This window comes from Rhizobium sp. Leaf306 (assembly GCF_001423425.1).
GTDB lineage: Bacteria > Pseudomonadota > Alphaproteobacteria > Rhizobiales > Rhizobiaceae > Neorhizobium > Neorhizobium soli.
Map to the genome: position 1 here is coordinate 162504 of NZ_LMNX01000001.1, position 14410 is coordinate 176913.

The window sequence follows — 14410 nt, forward strand, 5'->3', positions numbered from 1 at the left end:
ACGAGTTTCCCGAACCTGTTCAAGCATGGCGGTCCCATAGCAATATGGCCAATTCGTGTCAGTTGCCGCAGCGTCACAAAGCCGTGTGAAAGCGTGACTTTTCGGCCTCCTTCGAGATACTCAACGGGAAATGTGGCAGGCGCGAACTCGAAGCCATTTCGGGAGGTTGGGAGTGCGCTGTGGAGCGAGAGAACGCTGCGTTCCGGTGTTCTGAAAGAGCCTGCATCAGGCGACCATGACAGAGGACATCTGGAGCTCTGAAACGGGATCGGCGGAGCGTATTGCTACGCTCCGCCCGATATGTGTGTCGTGCCACTGCATGACTGGAGGAAATGCAGGCGCCGACAGTTGTCTTTGCCGTGCCGCCGTCGCGCCTCCGGTGGTTCAGGAGCGCGGCGCGGCGATGGCAGATATTACATGCGGTAAGCGATGCTGTCGTTCCAGAAGCGGTCGAGGCGCTGCAGAAGCTTGTTCATCTGCGAGAACTCGCCTTCGCCGATGCCGCCGACTTTTTCGATCGAGCCAACGTGGCGATCATAGAGCTTGGCGACGGTTTCTGCGACTTCCTGGCCTTCCTTGGTCAGGCTGATGCGGACCGAGCGGCGGTCGATGCGCGAACGCTGGTGGTTGATGAAACCGAGGTCGACCAGCTTCTTGACGTTGTAGGAAACGTTGGAGCCGAGATAGTAACCGCGCGAGCGCAGTTCACCGGCAGTGAGTTCCGAGTTGCCGATGTTGAAGAGGAGAAGTGCCTGGATGGCGTTTACGTCGTCGCGACCCTGGCGGTCGAACTCGTCCTTGATGACGTCGAGCAGGCGGCGGTGAAGACGCTCGACCAGGTGGAGCGATTCCATATAAAGCGAACGGATCGGGTCTTCGTTGATGTCTGCTGCGACCGGTGCCTGCGGCTTCATTTTCGTGTTCATCATGACTGCCTCACTGTTTTGCTTGGCGGTGTGTTTGTTTATTCCCGCCTTGAGACAGACACTAACGAAAGCGCATAAAATTCGACTTAAAACAAAGGGTTAACAAAATCTTGCAGAAGTTTTTCCAATCGTCAGCAGTCTAGCTGCCTCCCCCTCACCCTTATTTCCGCCCTATTGAAATCAATGGGTTAGGTCGAAATTTCAGGCCAAATAAAGGCGCCAAAGCTTTAGGGTCAAGGTGAATCAATCCTTACCCGCTCCGCCTTGCGCCGCTCTTCCAGCCATAAAGAGAGCCGAAACACGCCGTAAATGGCGGCCACGAGGCCGTGCAGGATGGGCACAAGAGTGTTCCGTCCGAAGATTTCTGGCCAGACGAGATACATCAGCACCTGCGAGAACGCTGCGATAGTCCAGAGCACCGCGCCCCAGGACACGGTGAGCCACAAACCGAGCGAGGCAACCGGAAACAGAACGGCAAGCGAGGCCGCCGCCACTTTCCATGGCGGCGCCAGAAGATCGAAGCGCGCCATGCCGTGCAGCGAATAGCCGACCAGCATCGCCCAGTACTGGATGCCGAACCATAGGCAGGCAACCGCGATAATCCTGAGGAAGACGACGAAAAGGATTTCCGTCAGCGTGCGCTTGGGTACCGTGGGTGAATCAGATTCCATGCCTTCGATCATATCGGGAGACGTCGCGAGCCGCCAGCAGGCCGCATGGCAGCAATGCGCAGTAAGCCCCATTCATAAACAGTTTCTCGCGTGTTAGAGCGTTTGACCTGACACAAGCCTGCTCCGGCAGAATGTTTCAATCCAGCCAGGAAACGCTCTCGTCAGCAGCGAGCAATAAGAACGGAGTATCCGTCATGGACAAGACCCACCTCGTCGACCACGTCACCGGTCATCGCCGCATGCGGCGCAACCGCAAGGCAGACTGGACGCGACGCATGGTGCAGGAGAACCGGCTGACCGTGGACGACCTGATCTGGCCGATCTTCATCGTGCCCGGCACCGGCATCGTCGATCCGATCAAGTCGATGCCCGGGGTCAACCGGATGAGCGTCGACAAGGCGGTGGAAGCCATACGGGAAGCGGCCGATCTCGGCATTCCAGCTGTTGCGCCCTTCCCCGACATCGAGATGAACCTGCGCGATGAGACGGGATCAGCGATCCTCGATCCGAACAACCTCATCAACCAGTTCACCATCGCCGCGAAGAAAGCGGTGCCCAATATCGGCGTCATCACCGACGTGGCGCTCGATCCATTCACCAGCCATGGCCATGACGGCATCCTGCGTGAGGGCATCATCGTCAACGACGAGACGGTTGATCAGGTGATCAAGGCGGCGGTCCTGCAGGCGGATGCAGGTGCCGACATCATCGCGCCGTCCGAGATGATGGACGGTCGCATCGGCGCCATCCGCCGCGGGCTCGACGCTGCCGGTCACCAGGATGTCGGCATCATGTCCTATGCGACAAAGTTCTCCTCGGGATTTTACGGTCCGTACCGTGAGGCGATCAATACGAGCGGGCTCCTGAAGGGCGACAAGAACGCCTATTACATCTCGCCCGCCAACGGCACCGAAGCGATGCGCGACGCGGCACTCGACGTGGAAGAAGGCGCCGACATGCTGATGGTCAAGCCGGGTATCGCCTATCTCGATATCTGTTGGCGCGTGAAGGAAGCTTTCGGCCTGCCGACCTACGCCTATCAGGTCTCCGGCGAATATTCGCAGATCAAGGCGGCGGCGATGAACGGCTGGATCGACGGCGACCGGATCATGATGGAGACGCTGCTCTGCTTCAAGCGCGCCGGCTGCGACGGCATCCTGACCTACTTTGCGATCGAGGCCGCGAAGAAACTCGGCCGGGTTTAAAGCCTATGGTGGCAAACCTTGCTGTTGGGCTTGCCACCTCTTATATCGGGTTTGGTACAACTGGAGAACCACGCGAATGAGCTTCGAACCGAACCCGACCTATGCCGCACCGGACAATTGGCGCGCCTATAGCGGCGTTCTGTCACGCCGGATCTTCGCCTTTGTCATCGATTACCTGTTCGTTCTTCTGCTGTGCATCCCTGCAGCGGTGATCGTGTTCTTCTTGGGAATTCTGACGCTCGGGCTTGGCTTCATGCTCTATCCCGCGTTGTTCTTCATCGTCGCCCTCCTCTATTTCGGCCTGACGCTCGGTGGCGCCAGCCAGGGATCTCCGGGCATGCGCGCCATGGGGCTTGCCATGACACGGGTCGACGGGCGCCGGATGGATTTCCTGACTGCCATGGTTCACACGGTACTGTTCTGGGTGATCAATTCGGTACTGACGCCGCTGGTGCTCCTGGCCGGGCTGTTTATCGAGCGCTCGCGGCTGGTTCACGATCTCCTCCTCGGCACCGTCGTCGTCCGCAGGTCGTAAGACCGCAACAGTGATCTAGGGATGCGTCAACCGGCAAATGCGCCAGTTGACGTTTCCGCGTTATGCGCCATGCTAGGATCAGTAGCGCCACGAGCAAGACGACGGACCGGGCTGCACCTCCATGAACACACAGACAACGCCATCACCTCAGTTCTACCTGACGGCACCGGCGATTTGTCCGTATCTATCGGGTGAAATGGAACGCAAGGTGTTCACGCATCTCGTCGGTCCCCGCGCGGCGGAGATGAACGACCTATTGACCCAAGGCGGGTTTCGACGGTCCCAGAACATAGCCTACCGGCCAGCCTGCGAAGCGTGCCGTGCCTGCGTTTCCGTACGAATCCTTGCAGGCGACTTCCAGCCGGCGAAATCCATGAGGCGCGTTCTCGCGACCAACAGCGACATCATTGCGACCCTTGGTCCAGCGCAGCCGTCGACCGAACAGTTCTCCCTGTTCCGAAGGTATCTCGACAGCCGTCACCAGCGCGGCGGGATGTCGGACATGTCCGCCCTCGACTACGCGATCATGGTCGAGGATTCGCACGTCAACACCCGCGTCATCGAATACCGCCGCCGCGAGCCGGGAGACGGTATCGCCGGCACGCCGAGGGGCGAATTGCTCGCCGTGGCGCTGACCGACATGATGAGCGACGGGCTGTCGATGGTCTATTCCTTCTTCAACCCCGATCTCGAAAAGCGCTCTCTCGGCACCTTCATGATCCTCGACCATATCAACCGCACGAAGACGCTCGGCCTGCCGCATGTCTATCTCGGCTACTGGGTGAAGGGCTCGCCCAAGATGGGCTACAAGACCCGCTACCAGCCTCAGGAACACCTGACGGCCCGCGGATGGGAACTTGCCGATCCGGCGCGCGACGTCTGACGCCCCCTCTCCCGACGGCATTGCAAATCGGCCATCCTCATGTTGTAACTCGCGTTGCAACACGAGGATACGCGCATGAAGACCACCATCCGCAAGATCGGCAATTCCGAAGGCATCATCATCCCGAAGGAGATTCTGGAGCGGATGGGGTTGCGCGCGGGAGATAATATCGATCTTAGCGAAGAAGCAGGGAAGCTGGTCTTGAAGCCGCTCGATGACGATTTCAACCGTCAGCTAGAGCATGCGGAGCGCTTCATGGACAGATACAAGGTTGCCCTCAAGAAGCTGGCCGAGTGATGGCCATCCAATTTCTTTCACGAGCGCTGGTTGAACGCCTCCACCTGCGCCAGATCGAAAGATTCGGTGGGGCTTATGGTTTGCGCGATGAGAGCGCGCTGGAATCTGCGCTGATGCTTGCCGTCAACAAGGTTGCATATGGATCGACAGACCTCATCGAGCTGGCGGTAGCGTATCTTTACGTTCTTGCAATGAACAATGCTTTCATCGACGGAAACAAGCGGATCGCGATCGTCTCAGCCGGTGTCTTCCTGATGGACAACGGGTATGCCATCGATACCGATGACGCCACGCTCTACCAATTCATCCTCTCCGTCGCAGCCGGCGAGATCGACGAGGATGGTGCAGCGCGGTTCCTTCGCGATCACACGGTCCCCTACCCCTGAACCGGTCCGCCCATCAGGGCGAACCGTCTCAATCCAAAGGCCTGATCAGCCGGCGAACTTGCCGCTTCGTGGAAAGCCCTTCGGAACGGTGCGGCCGGCGGAGGCGCGGTCACCCATCCATTCGAGAAGCTCATCCTTGTTGCGGTTGAAGGCGCGTCCGGCGCTATCTTCCCAGGCAAGCCCGGCATCGATTGCGAAACACTTGATGTCGGAGATGCCGCCGTCCTTGTAGCGCTGCAGGCGCACGCCCTTGCCGCGTGTCATTTCCGGCAACTGGTCGAGCGGGAAGACCAGCATCTTGCGGTTCTCGCCGACGATAGCGACGTGATCACCCTTGACCTGAACGACCAGCTTTGCCTCGTCCGGCATCGAGACGTTCATGACTTGCTTGCCCTTGCGGGTATTGGCCACCATCTCGCTTTCGGCAATGACAAAGCCATAGCCCGCTGTCGATGCGATCACCATCTTGCGGCTTGCGTCGTGGACGAAGGCGGTCAGGATGTCCTGGTCGTTCTCCATGTCGACGATGATGCGGATCGGCTCGCCATGGCCGCGGCCGCCCGGCAGCTTATCGGCGCCGAGCGTGTAGGCCTTGCCGCCTGTTGTCACCAGCAGCAGCTTGTCGGTCGTCTGCGCCGTGAACGCGATCTTCGGTCCGTCTCCTTCCTTGAAGACGAGGCCCGACGTATCGGTCACGTGCCCCTTCAAGGCGCGGATCCAGCCCTTCTGCGAAATCACGACGGTGATCGGTTCCTTTTCGATCATCGCCTGTTGGATTGCTTCCAGATTGGCTTCCGGCGCATTGGCGAACTGGGTGCGCCGGCGGCCGAGCTCGGTCGCCTTGGCATACTGTTTCTTGACTTCCTGGATCTCCCAGGCGACGGTCTTCCACTGCTGTTCGTCGGAGGCGAGAAGCGCTTCGATCTCGCCCTTTTCCTTGGTCAGACTATCGTGTTCGGTGCGGATCTCGAACTCTTCGAGCTTGCGCAAATTGCGCAGCCGCATGTTGAGGATCGATTCCACCTGCAGGTCGGTCAGAGACCAGCGCGCCACCATGACAGGCTTCGGCTCGTCCTCCTCGCGGATGATGCGGATCACCTCGTCGATATTGAGATAGGCTATCAGCAGGCCGCCGAGGATTTCCAGCCGCCGGTCGATGGCTGCCAGACGGTAGCGGGAGCGGCGAACCAGCACGTCCTTGCGATGCGCCAGCCATTCAAGCAGCACCTCGTTCAGCGCCATCACCCGCGGCACGCGCCCCATCGAGAGCAAGTTCATGTTGAGCGGAATGCGGTTTTCAAGCTCGGTCAGCTTGAACATCGATTCCATCAGCAGCGTCGCATCGACCGTGCGGTTCTTCGGCACGATGATGATGCGGACGTCTTCGGCGGATTCGTCGCGGATGTCGTCGAGCAGCGGCAGCCTGCGGGCAATCAGCAGTTCGGCGATCTTTTCGATCAGGCGCGACTTCTGCACCTGGTAGGGAATTTCGGTGACGACGATCTGATAGCCGCCGCGGCCGAGATCCTCGATCTCCCACTTGGCGCGGACGCGGAAGCCGCCGCGACCTGTCTTGTAGCTCTCGAGGATCGACTCGCGGTTATCGATGATGATGCCGCCGGTCGGAAGATCCGGACCCGGCATGAACTCGAGCAGCTTTTCGACGCTGGCATCCGGATGGGCGATGAGATGCAGCGCCGCGTCGCAGACTTCATGGGCATTGTGCGACGGGATCGACGTCGCCATGCCGACCGCGATCCCGGAGGCGCCGTTGGCCAGCAGGTTCGGGAAGGCACCGGGCAGAACCGTCGGTTCGGAGTTGCTCTCGTCATAGGTATCGCGAAAGTCGACCGCATCCTCGCCGATTCCCTGCAGCAGCAGTTCGGCAACGGCAGTCATCTTCGATTCGGTGTAACGCATCGCGGCGGGGCTATCGCCGTCGATATTGCCGAAATTGCCCTGGCCGTTGACCAGCGGATAGCGCTGCGAGAAATCCTGCGCGAGACGGGCAAGCGCATCGTAGATCGATTGGTCGCCGTGCGGATGGTAGTTACCCATCACTTCACCGACGATCTTCGCGCATTTGCGGAAGGCCGAGTTGGGGCGAAGGCCCATCTCGTTCATCGCGTAGACGATACGGCGATGGACGGGTTTCAGACCGTCGCGCACATCAGGCAGAGCACGGTGCATGATCGTGGAAAGAGCGTAGGCAAGATAGCGCTCTTCGAGCGCTGCCTTCAGGTCAACCGCCTGAATGTGGTCGCCGCCGCCGTCTCCCGAGCCGTCGCCAGGTGGAGTTACAATTTTTCCCATGGCACTTGACTATAGAAATCCCTGATTCCCGGCAAGAAACCTATCCAAACGCCCTGTGGATGATCGGGCCGATGACACAAGTTTTCACTGTTTGGCGACAAACATTTACGCTGCCGCAATTATGCCGAAGCGAATGGACACTACGGCATGGACGTTTTGCACCGTCCGCCTTAACTCTTGCCTCAGCCAGACTGTAATTGATCCCGGGCCGTGCCGCCCGCCAGGAGGACCTATGACCCACTTTTCCACCACGGCGCGCCTGCTTGCCGCCGCCACAGCGCTGTCGGTGTTTGCCGGGCCGGCCTTGGCTCTCGACGGCAACGATCTTCTGAAGAAGATCAACGCCGCGCTCGTCATCCAGGGCGGCGCGCTCGAAGCTCAGTCGGTTGCCGTCGACGGGTCGAAGGTGACGCTGACAGGCGCAACCTACAATCCCTCAGGGGCTCCGCAGAAGATGCCGATCGGCACTGTGACGATGGATGGCGTCGAAGAAGCCGAGGGTGGCTACACGATCGACAAGGTGACCTTCCCCAACATCAACGTTTCGCATGAAGCCACCACCATCAGCGCGTCCGACATCACGATGAGCGGCGTCACGGTACCGGCGGACGCCACGAAGAACACAATCGAGTCGCTCCTGCTCTACGAGGAAGCCAAGACCGGCGCCACGACCGTCGCAGTCGGCGGCAAGACCGTTCTCACAGTCGGCCCGAGCAGCGTCACGACGGAGGTTGCCGACGACAATTCCGGTATCGACTTCGATATGGCGCTGAACGAAATCAAGGCGGATCTCAGCATCATCGACGATCCGCAGTCGCGCGAGGCAATCCAGGCGCTTGGCGTCAACACTCTGGATGGCAGCATCAACCTCAACGGCACATGGACGCAGAACGACGGTACTGTCGCCGTCGAGGAATATGCGATCGACTTCGACAAGGTTGGCCGCCTCGACCTGTCCTTCAGCTTTTCCGGCTATACGATCGACTTCCTGAAGTCCGCGCAGGAAACCGCAAAGGCGCTGGAAGCCAACCCGAACAAGCAGGAAGCGCAGCAGGCGGCAAACCTTGCCATGCTCGGCCTGATGCAGCGGCTCACGTTCAACGCCGCCCAGATCCGCTTCGAGGATGACGGCGTGACGGCGAAGGCGCTGGATTATGCCGGCAAGAAGCAGGGTTCGAACGGCCCGCAGATGGCACAGATGATCAAGGCGATGACGCCGATCGTGCTGTCGCAGTATAACATTCCGGAACTGCAGAACATGCTGAGCCAGGCCGTCAACACCTATCTCGACAAGCCCGAGAACCTGACGATCACGGCAGAGCCGGCAAACCCTGTTCCGTTCCCGATGATCATGGGCGCGGCAATGGGCGCACCGAACACGCTGCCGAACGTGCTGGGCGTCAAGGTCTCCGCGAACGACTGATCGATTCCCTCTACGGAATGAATGAAAAAGCCCCGGCAAGCGATTGCCGGGGCTTTGTTTTGTTCAGGATAGGTGCGCCGCTTCAGTGTCCGGGGGTTGCCGAAAGGGCCGCGTGTTCCTTGTCGTGCAGCGCGAACCGGTCGATCATCGAGGCGCTTGCCTCGTTGGCACCGATCACCTCGACGGCGATGCCGCGACTACGGAATTTCATCACCGCACGGTCGAGTGCCCCGATGGCCGAGATATCCCAGAGGTGCGCACGGCGAACGTCGATCGTGACGCGCTCCAGGCTTTCGGCGAAATCGAAGGCATCAACGAGAGCGTCTGCCGAGGCGAAGAAGACCTGTCCTTCAACCGCATAGGTTCTTGCCTTGCCTTCTTCGGAAAGGCTGGAGGACACGCGCACCATCCTGGCCACCTTGCCCGCAAAGAACACACCCGACAGAAGCACGCCGACGATGACGCCCTTCGACAGATCGTGCGTTGCCAGAACAACCGCGACGGTCGAGAGCATGACGATCGAGGATGTACCGGGATGCCGCTTGAGATCGATGACCGACTTCCAAGAGAACGTGCCGATCGCCACCATGATCATGACGGCCACGAGTGCTGCAACCGGCACAATGCGCAGGATATCATCCAGCACCAGAAGCAGGATCAGCAGGTATATGCCGGAGGCAAAGGTCGAAAGCCGGCCTCGCCCGCCTGACGTGACGTTGATCACCGATTGGCCGATCATGGCGCAGCCGCCCATGCCGCCGAACAGGGCTGCAACGATGTTGCCGCTGCCCTGACCGAAACATTCTTTTGTCTTGCTGCTGGTCGTGTCTGTCATTTCGTCGACGATCTGTGCGGTCAGCAGCGATTCCAGAAGACCGACGGCTGCGAGTGCCAGCGAATACGGAAAGATGATCCGCAGCGTCTCGAGGGTCAGTGGCACATCGGGCAACAGGAAGTCCGGAAGCGCCGTCGGCATCGCGCCGAGATCGGCAACGGTCGGAACCTCTATGCCGAAGGAGAGCGCCAGAATGGTAACGGCAGCGATCGCCACAAGGGGTGACGGAATGGCTTTTGTTACATAGGGAAACAGATAGATGATGCCGAGCGCCAATGCGATGAGCAGGTAGGTTACTTCGGGAACGTTGATGAGCTGCGGAAGCTGAGCCAAAAAAATCAGGATCGCCAGTGAGTTGACGAAGCCGGTCATGACCGATTTCGACACGAACCGCATCAGGCGACCGAGTTTCAGCATGCCGGCGAAGATCTGCAGGATGCCCATCAGGATGGTTGCGGCAAACAGGTACTGGATGCCGTGATCGCGTACAAGGGGCCCCATCAGCACCGCAGTGGCAGCTGTGGCGGCCGAAATCATGGCCGGGCGGCCACCGGTGATCGCGGTGGTGCAGGCAATGGCGACCGAGGCGAACAGGCCGACCTTTGGATCAACGCCGGCAATGATGGAAAAACCGACAGCTTCGGGGATGAGCGCGAGCGCAACGACGATGCCGGCAAGGAGATCGCCGCGAATGTTCGAAAACCATTCGCGCCGATAGGCGGAAATTGACTGTGTCATGTATTGGAAACTTCGCAAATAAAGCGCATCCGCCGGGAGGTATCCTCCAGGGTGAGAAAGACGGCTGATGCTTTGCGTTGTCCGGCGGATCGGCGGCCGGAAGAGCCACTCGGGAGTTTCACCTGAGTCCTTGTGATGGGCGACCTATAGCGGAGAGAATTGCAGATGCCAAGCGTGGTACGGTAATATCTGCGAGACGGCGACGGTAGCGGCTCCGAAGCGATACGGACTAAAAGCTCCGACGCAAAAAGACCGGAGCTGCGGTGGCAGCCCCGGTCTCTCAAATACTATCCGAAATCGGACAGGTCCTATTCCAGGACCTGAATAACCGTGCGCGTCTGCGGGTCGACGATGACGCGGCGATCGTTCACGACCGTGTAACCGTAGGAGTCATATCCCTGCACAGGACGAACCTGGACAGCTTCCGGCAGCACGCGGCCGACCAGAACGTCGCCATCGTACGGCTCGGATTCAACCGGCTGCTCCATCACGTAGGTGCGGACTTCGCCTGGCATGACAACCGTTGCGGGTGCCATTGCTGGTTCCTGCGTGATGATCGTCGTCTGGGCGAAGGCTGCACTCGAAAGCGCCATGAATGCCGCCGAAGCGGTCAGTACGATCTTGCGCATAGTCTTACTCCATTTGTTTATTCTGCCTCTACAACTCGAAGTACGCGGCGATGGTTCCGTCCGACCAAGGTCTGATCGCTGCACTGCAACCAAGCCCTGCCCTTCTGAAACGGGAAAGCCCGGCGTCTTTCGAGCGCCGGGCTTTGCAATCTCGTCACAGAAATAGAACCGAAGATCAGTCCTTCTTGACCGGCGGAATCGGGCGGATCGCCAGTTCGCGCAGCTGCGCGGGGCTCGCTTCCGAAGGCGCTCCCATCAGAAGGTCCTGAGCCTGCTGGTTCATCGGGAACAGTGTGATCTCGCGCAGGTTCTTGGCACCGGTCAGAAGCATGACGACGCGGTCGACACCGGCTGCCATGCCGCCATGCGGCGGTGCGCCGTACTGGAATGCGCGGTAGAGGCCACCGAAGCGATCTTCCACGTCCTGCTGCGAAAGGCCGACCATTTCGAACGCCTTGACCATGACTTCCGGCAGCTGGTTACGGATCGAGCCAGAGGCGATTTCGAAGCCGTTGCAAACCATGTCGTACTGGTAGGCCTTGATCGTCAGCGGATCCTGGTTTTCCAGCGCGTCGAGACCGCCCTGCGGCATCGAGAACGGGTTGTGGGCGAAGTCGATCTTCTTGTCTTCCTCGTTGTATTCGAAGAACGGGAAGTCGACGATCCAGCACAGGGCGAACTGCTTCTTGTCGGAAAGGTTCAGCTCGTCGGCAGCGCGGTTACGGGCTTCGCCGGCAAACTTGTAGAACTTGTCCGGATCGCCAGCGACGAAGAAGCAGGCATCGCCCGCTTCGAGGCCAAGCTGGGTGCGAACGGCTTCGGTGCGCTCCTCGCCGATGTTCTTGGCGAGCGGACCGGAGCCCGCGATCTTGCCGTCTTCTTCCTTCCAGAAGATGTAGCCGAGACCCGGCTGGCCCTGGCCCTGCGCCCAGGCGTTCATACGGTCGCAGAACGCTCTTGAGCCGCCGGTCTTGGCCGGGATCGCCCAGACTTCGACCTTCGGGTTGGACGCGATCATGTTTGCGAACACTTTGAAGCCGGAGCCGGCGAAATGCTCGGTGACGGCTTCCATCTCGATCGGGTTGCGCAGGTCCGGCTTGTCGGAGCCGTATTTGCGCAGCGCGACGTCGTAAGGAATCCGCGGGAATTCCTTGGTGACCGGCTTGCCTTCGGCAAACTCCTCGAAGATGCCGCGCATGACCGGCTCCATCGTCTCCCAGACTTCTTCCTGGGTAACGAAGCTCATTTCCAGGTCGAGCTGGTAGAATTCGCCTGGCAGGCGGTCGGCACGCGGGTCTTCGTCGCGGAAACACGGTGCGATCTGGAAGTAGCGGTCAAAGCCCGCCACCATCATCAGCTGCTTGTACTGCTGCGGCGCCTGCGGCAGCGCGAAGAACTTGCCGGGATGGATACGGCTTGGAACCAGGAAGTCGCGCGCGCCTTCGGGCGACGATGCGGTCAGGATCGGTGTCGAATATTCGGTAAAGCCACAGGTAGCCATTTCGCGGCGCATGGCAGCGATGATCTGCGTGCGCTTGACGATGTTCTTGTGCAGCGTTTCGCGGCGAAGATCGAGAAAGCGGTACTTGAGGCGCACGTCTTCCGGATATTCCGGCTCGCCGAACACCGGCAGCGGCAGTTCCTTGGCAGCGGACAGGACTTCGATCTCCTGTGCGTAGAGTTCGATCTCGCCGGTCGCCATCGTCTTGTTGACGGTCTCGTCGGAACGCGCCTTGACGGTGCCGTCGATGCGGATGACCCACTCGCCACGCACGACTTCGGCCGACTTGAAGGCCGGGCTGTCCGGGTCGGCAACGACCTGGGTCATGCCATAATGGTCGCGAAGGTCGATGAACAGAACGCCGCCATGGTCACGGACGCGATGAACCCAGCCGGAGATACGGACATTGGAGCCGACATCCGACTTGCGGAGGGCTGCACAGGTGTGGCTGCGGTAACGATGCATTGTCTTTTATCCTGGACTGATGCTGAAAGCGGCTTCATCGGCGCGCGAAGCACAGCCGTACGAACCCATGAAAATCGGCCGGAAAAGCGCATGGTGGGCCTGCTTTGTCAAGACTTGTCACAGTCTCCCGCGGCGCTCGAGCCCTTTCCCCCGCTTTTACGGCTAGAGTTGCATAGGAGGATGTCATAACCAGAATGGGTCGATACGGCCAGCGCGCTGGCTGAGTCTCTGCGCCTGCCGACCATGCCCGAAAGCATCCGATGAACCAGATCCGCCCGCTGATACCGCTTCTGATCACCGCAGGGATCCTGATCGGCGGCAACGGGCTCCAGGGCACTTATATCGCGCTGCGCGGTTCGGCCGAGGGTTTTTCGCCGTCGGTCATCGGCCTGATCGGTGCCGGCTACAGTGTCGGCTTTGCGATCGGCTGCATCTATGTGGCAAGGCTGCTGCGCTCGATCGGCCATATCCGCACCTTTGCGGCCATGGCGGCAATCGCTGCGTCCGCCTCGATCGCCCTATCAATGGTCATCGACCCCGTCTTCTGGTTCGCCATGCGTTTCCTGATCGGCATCACTATCGCCAGCCTGTTTGCCACCGTCGAGAGCTGGATCAACTCGCAGGTGACCAACGAGAACCGCGCGCGGACGCTGTCGATCTACCGTTTCGTCGATCTCGGCTCGGTCACGATCGCGCAATACCTGATCCCGACCTTCGGCATCGACGGACCTGTCATCTTCAACATCATCGCCATCGCGCTGACGCTTTCGCTTGTGCCGATATCCATCGCCGACAAGTCGGGGCCGACGCCACCGGCCTCCATCTCATTCGATCTGAGAACCGTGTGGCGCATTTCGCCGCTCGCTGTGGTCGGCGTCGTGGCGGTCGGTCTGTCGATGGCGGCCTTTCGCAATATCGGGCCGATCTACGCCAAGGAGATCGGCATGAGTATCACGTCGATCGCGACCTTCATGAGTGCCGGCATCATCGGCGGCGTGGTACTGCAATATCCGCTCGGCGTCTATTCGGACAAGCTCGACCGGCGGCGCGTCATCCTGTGGACGACGATCGGGTCCGTCATCACCGGCGCCTATCTGTCGTTCGGCGCGGGCAGCAACGAGACGGCCAATATCATCAGCGTCTTCCTGTTCGGCGCCTTTTCGATGCCGCTCTATTCGCTCTGCTCGGCGCATGGCAACGACCACGCGAAACCAGGCGAGCACGCGGTGATCGCGGCAGGCTTGCTGTTCTTCTGGTCGGTCGGCGCCACGTTCGGACCGCTGCTTGCCGCGGCGCTTCTCGAATTCTACGGCCCGCGCGCATTCTTCCTCTACACGTCCTTCATCTTCGCCGGGTTCGCGATCTACACGCTGCGCCGGATGCAGGTGCGGGCACCGGTGCCGCCGCAGCAGCGCAACTCGCGATTTCGGTCCCTTCTGCGCACGTCCGCCTATTTCAACCGGCTTGCAGACCCTGCGGACCGGGCTAGCGACAAGGACAGGGACGCTGACGGCAACAACAGGAAATAGCCGCCCGCTGCCGGGAAAGGCTGGCCGTTTGTCTTGACATCTGCGGCGGGAAGGGAAAGGAAGGTTGACCACCT

General features: G+C 60.1%; 13 protein-coding genes and 1 other annotated feature. Of the genes, 7 read left to right on the forward strand and 6 right to left on the reverse strand.

Features of this window, described 5'->3' with window-relative positions; translation table 11 throughout:
- Positions 1 to 413: 413 nt before the first annotated feature.
- Together ASG19_RS00725 and ASG19_RS00730 are read right to left on the reverse strand one after the other, a co-directional pair.
- The gene (locus tag ASG19_RS00725; RefSeq protein ID WP_062454736.1) at positions 414 to 926 is read right to left on the reverse strand and encodes a MarR family winged helix-turn-helix transcriptional regulator; all 513 of its coding nucleotides are present in this window, start codon (positions 924 to 926) and stop codon (positions 414 to 416) included.
- A gap of 233 nt (positions 927 to 1159) precedes the next feature.
- The gene (locus tag ASG19_RS00730) at positions 1160 to 1597 is read right to left on the reverse strand and encodes a DUF6163 family protein (RefSeq protein WP_062454738.1); all 438 of its coding nucleotides are present in this window, start codon (positions 1595 to 1597) and stop codon (positions 1160 to 1162) included.
- A 194-nt stretch (positions 1598 to 1791) separates the two neighbouring features.
- Between ASG19_RS00730 and hemB the strand changes: the two genes are divergently transcribed.
- The 5 genes from hemB to ASG19_RS00755 all read left to right on the forward strand — a co-directional run bounded on the left by hemB (position 1792) and on the right by ASG19_RS00755 (position 4903).
- Positions 1792 to 2802, forward strand: coding sequence for a porphobilinogen synthase (gene hemB / locus ASG19_RS00735; RefSeq protein WP_244474015.1), 1011 nt, complete (start codon positions 1792 to 1794; stop codon positions 2800 to 2802).
- 76 nt (positions 2803 to 2878) lie between these two features.
- A complete protein-coding gene (locus ASG19_RS00740) occupies positions 2879 to 3337 on the forward strand; it encodes an RDD family protein (RefSeq protein WP_062453284.1) in 459 nt (152 codons plus the stop codon).
- A 121-nt stretch (positions 3338 to 3458) separates the two neighbouring features.
- Positions 3459 to 4220 (forward strand): arginyltransferase, encoded by a 762-nt coding sequence (locus ASG19_RS00745; RefSeq protein WP_062453285.1) that lies wholly within the window; start codon positions 3459 to 3461, stop codon positions 4218 to 4220.
- A gap of 75 nt (positions 4221 to 4295) precedes the next feature.
- Positions 4296 to 4517 carry an AbrB/MazE/SpoVT family DNA-binding domain-containing protein gene (locus tag ASG19_RS00750; RefSeq protein ID WP_062453286.1) on the forward strand — a complete coding sequence of 74 codons (222 nt, stop codon included), beginning with the start codon at positions 4296 to 4298 and terminating at the stop codon, positions 4515 to 4517.
- Positions 4517 to 4903: a type II toxin-antitoxin system death-on-curing family toxin gene (locus ASG19_RS00755; RefSeq protein ID WP_062453287.1), complete on the forward strand. Its 387-nt coding sequence runs from the start codon at positions 4517 to 4519 to the stop codon at positions 4901 to 4903. The genes ASG19_RS00750 and ASG19_RS00755 overlap by 1 nt, the downstream gene beginning before the upstream one ends.
- 45 nt (positions 4904 to 4948) lie before the next feature.
- Here the strand turns inward: ASG19_RS00755 and parC are convergent, their stop codons facing one another.
- Positions 4949 to 7216: a DNA topoisomerase IV subunit A gene (parC, locus tag ASG19_RS00760; RefSeq protein ID WP_062453288.1), complete on the reverse strand. Its 2268-nt coding sequence runs from the start codon at positions 7214 to 7216 to the stop codon at positions 4949 to 4951.
- A gap of 232 nt (positions 7217 to 7448) precedes the next feature.
- Here parC and ASG19_RS00765 point away from each other — a divergent pair, with 232 nt between their 5' ends.
- The gene (locus ASG19_RS00765; protein WP_062453289.1) at positions 7449 to 8639 is read left to right on the forward strand and encodes a hypothetical protein; all 1191 of its coding nucleotides are present in this window, start codon (positions 7449 to 7451) and stop codon (positions 8637 to 8639) included.
- A gap of 82 nt (positions 8640 to 8721) precedes the next feature.
- Here ASG19_RS00765 and ASG19_RS00770 read toward each other — a convergent pair whose 3' ends face one another.
- The 3 genes from ASG19_RS00770 to aspS form a co-directional block, all read right to left on the reverse strand.
- Positions 8722 to 10212, reverse strand: a complete 1491-nt coding sequence (locus ASG19_RS00770) for a SulP family inorganic anion transporter (RefSeq protein ID WP_062453290.1) — start codon at positions 10210 to 10212, stop codon at positions 8722 to 8724.
- A gap of 75 nt (positions 10213 to 10287) precedes the next feature.
- Positions 10288 to 10345 (reverse strand) — a sequence feature (sul1 is cis-regulatory element that is thought to sense ions involved in sulfur or methionine metabolism; They are found in Alphaproteobacteria).
- 175 nt (positions 10346 to 10520) lie between these two features.
- A complete protein-coding gene (locus tag ASG19_RS00775; RefSeq protein WP_062453291.1) occupies positions 10521 to 10841 on the reverse strand; it encodes a DUF1236 domain-containing protein in 321 nt (106 codons plus the stop codon).
- Between the two features lie 175 nt (positions 10842 to 11016).
- The gene (aspS, locus tag ASG19_RS00780) at positions 11017 to 12807 is read right to left on the reverse strand and encodes an aspartate--tRNA ligase (RefSeq protein WP_062453292.1); all 1791 of its coding nucleotides are present in this window, start codon (positions 12805 to 12807) and stop codon (positions 11017 to 11019) included.
- A gap of 260 nt (positions 12808 to 13067) precedes the next feature.
- Here aspS and ASG19_RS00785 point away from each other — a divergent pair, with 260 nt between their 5' ends.
- Positions 13068 to 14336, forward strand: coding sequence for an MFS transporter (locus ASG19_RS00785; RefSeq protein ID WP_062453293.1), 1269 nt, complete (start codon positions 13068 to 13070; stop codon positions 14334 to 14336).
- The last annotated feature ends 74 nt before the right edge of the window (positions 14337 to 14410 follow it).

Excerpts from the sequence above, each read along its gene's own strand:
- ASG19_RS00725 (WP_062454736.1), bottom strand. The coding sequence starts at position 926 with ATGAACACGAAAATGAAGCCGCAGGCACCGGTCGCAGCAGACATCAAC.
- ASG19_RS00730 (WP_062454738.1), bottom strand. The coding sequence starts at position 1,597 with ATGGAATCTGATTCACCCACGGTACCCAAGCGCACGCTGACGGAAATC.
- hemB (WP_244474015.1), top strand. The coding sequence starts at position 1,792 with ATGGACAAGACCCACCTCGTCGACCACGTCACCGGTCATCGCCGCATG.
- ASG19_RS00740 (WP_062453284.1), top strand. The coding sequence starts at position 2,879 with ATGAGCTTCGAACCGAACCCGACCTATGCCGCACCGGACAATTGGCGC.
- ASG19_RS00745 (WP_062453285.1), top strand. The coding sequence starts at position 3,459 with ATGAACACACAGACAACGCCATCACCTCAGTTCTACCTGACGGCACCG.
- ASG19_RS00750 (WP_062453286.1), top strand. The coding sequence starts at position 4,296 with ATGAAGACCACCATCCGCAAGATCGGCAATTCCGAAGGCATCATCATC.
- ASG19_RS00755 (WP_062453287.1), top strand. The coding sequence starts at position 4,517 with ATGGCCATCCAATTTCTTTCACGAGCGCTGGTTGAACGCCTCCACCTG.
- parC (WP_062453288.1), bottom strand. The coding sequence starts at position 7,216 with ATGGGAAAAATTGTAACTCCACCTGGCGACGGCTCGGGAGACGGCGGC.
- ASG19_RS00765 (WP_062453289.1), top strand. The coding sequence starts at position 7,449 with ATGACCCACTTTTCCACCACGGCGCGCCTGCTTGCCGCCGCCACAGCG.
- ASG19_RS00770 (WP_062453290.1), bottom strand. The coding sequence starts at position 10,212 with ATGACACAGTCAATTTCCGCCTATCGGCGCGAATGGTTTTCGAACATT.
- ASG19_RS00775 (WP_062453291.1), bottom strand. The coding sequence starts at position 10,841 with ATGCGCAAGATCGTACTGACCGCTTCGGCGGCATTCATGGCGCTTTCG.
- aspS (WP_062453292.1), bottom strand. The coding sequence starts at position 12,807 with ATGCATCGTTACCGCAGCCACACCTGTGCAGCCCTCCGCAAGTCGGAT.
- ASG19_RS00785 (WP_062453293.1), top strand. The coding sequence starts at position 13,068 with ATGAACCAGATCCGCCCGCTGATACCGCTTCTGATCACCGCAGGGATC.